This is a genomic window from Nonomuraea purpurea, from assembly GCF_042650645.1.
Classification (GTDB): Bacteria; Actinomycetota; Actinomycetes; order Streptosporangiales; family Streptosporangiaceae; genus Nonomuraea; species Nonomuraea purpurea.
Window position 1 is genome coordinate 1 of record NZ_JBHSBI010000074.1, and the last position, 2,166, is coordinate 2,166.

The window sequence follows — 2,166 nt, forward strand, 5'->3', positions numbered from 1 at the left end:
TCATCGTGCGCCACGAGGCGCCTTGTAACCGAGTGGAGGTGAAAGACCTTCACCGTTCGGTTGTCGCAGCAACCGAAATGAAGCCGAGGGCAGCCTGAACCGGGGAACGCCGGGGAGGGCGGAAAGCAGCCCTGACAATGTCGGGACGGTTTAGAACTGCCAGATGGACCGGGTCCGGCTAGCGAAGCCAGAAGGTGTAACGGAAGTGAACCAGTGGTTGAAACCCCGTAAGGGTCGTGCCATCTCCAATCTGGTGGATACGGGATGGTGTGCAGCGCGTGGCCCAGCAGTATTCGGGCCAACTCCAGGGCCTGTGGATGATAAGGGCGAGGAGGCCATGTCGAAAGACTGCGGCGTAGACATGGCGAGGCTGCCGGGGCAAAGCTGGGCACCTAACTGGCTAATCGGTTACTTGGTGAACGTGGGAACCATCCACGGTGGCCCTTTATCTGGAGATCCATTTCAGGTTGAGGGCAGGCTCGTTGCCGGCCGATCGCCGATGGTTGGGGCGGAGACCCCGTAGTAGTCCGAGCGTGAGAAAGTCACGTACATGGCAAAGGGGGTCAGCAAGTTGGCAAGGAGGATGCTGGAATGCCGGGAGGCCGTTGGTGAATACCGACGAACTGGAGCTCGCCTTATTCAAGGCCGAGCGCCGGGTACTGGAAATCCAGACCAAGCTGCACCGATGGGCGACTGAGAATTCTCAGCGCAGATTCAAAGATCTGTTCAATCTCGTGTCCGATCCCGCGTTCTTGTTGGTGGCGTGGGCTCGGGTGCGGTCTAACAGGGGTGCCCGCACGGCCGGAGTGGACGGCAAGACTGCCTACTCGATCGAGCTTGTGCAGGGGGTCGAGCTTTTTCTCGACAGAGTTCGCTCATCTCTGAAAGAGCAGAACTTCCGGCCGGTTCCAGTACGGGAACGGATGATCCCCAAGGCGGGTGGCAAGAAGCGCCCCCTGGGCATCCCAACCGTCAGGGACCGGGTGGTCCAGGCATCTCTGAAGCTGGTGATGGAGCCGATCTTCGAGGCGGACTTCCACCCGTGCTCGTACGGGTTCCGTCCCGGGCGTCGCGCCCACGATGCGATCGCCGAAACTCGCATGATCACCTCCAACACCTACGAGTGGGTGGTGGAGGGCGACATTACGGCGTGCTTCGACGAGATCTCACACACGGCCCTGATGGACCGCGTGCGGAATCGGATCGAGGACAAGCGCATGCTGCAACTGGTCAAGGCGTTTCTCAAAGCAGGAATCCTTGGCCAGGATGGCGCGAAGCGACACTCCGACTCCGGCACACCGCAAGGGGGTATCCTCTCTCCACTGCTGGCGAACATCGCTCTGTCCGTACTGGACGAATATGTCGCTCAGCATCCCGGCGGGCCGAATGTCACACACAGCGTGAGAACTGGCCGACGACGCAGGGGGCAGGCCAACTATCGGTTAATCCGGTACGCGGACGACTTCCTTGTGCTCATCGCTGGAAATCGCGGTCATGCCGAAAGCATGCGGGCTGAAGTGGCTGAGGTGCTTTCTCCGATGGGCTTACGTCTATCAACAGAGAAGACAAGGATCACTCACATTGACGAGGGTTTCGATTTCCTCGGATGGCGTATCCAACGTCATCGAAAGAGGGGAACGAACCGGCACTATGTCTACACCTATCCGGCCAGGAAGGCACTGTCTTCGATAATGGCCAAGGTGAAAACGACCTGTCAGCGAATGGATCTGAGCCAACCGCTCGATGCTCTACTGCGCCAGCTCAACCCGGTGCTGAGAGGTTGGTGCGAATACTTCCGCCCTGGAGTCTCAAGTGCAACGTTTCAATATCTGGGCGACTACGTTTGGAAACGGGTCGTCAGGTGGTTGTACCGCAAGCACTCCAGATTCAGGTGGAAGGACTTCCGCCGACGCTATTGCGCGGGCGGAACATGGCCTGTCTCGGACAAGCGAGCGCTGTTCGACCCGGGAAAGGTACGAACAACACGATACCGATACCGGGGCGCAGCAATCCCCACCCCCTGGCGGACCACTGCATGAGTAACTGAGTGCCCAGCGGGACTTGCGGAGAGCCCGTTGCCTGGAGACGGGCACGGCGGGTTCGGGAGGCGGCCCGAGGAAACCCACCGATGGCAACATCGGCAGGGCGTCTCGGGCCGACCTCACG

1 protein-coding gene is annotated in these 2,166 nt (G+C 60.1%); it reads left to right on the forward strand.

From position 1 onward, the window contains the following. Positions 1-608 precede the first annotated feature (608 nt). Positions 609-2,039, forward strand: a complete 1,431-nt coding sequence (ltrA, locus tag ACFOY2_RS54560; RefSeq protein WP_379536099.1) for a group II intron reverse transcriptase/maturase — start codon at positions 609-611, stop codon at positions 2,037-2,039. Positions 2,040-2,166 lie beyond the last annotated feature (127 nt).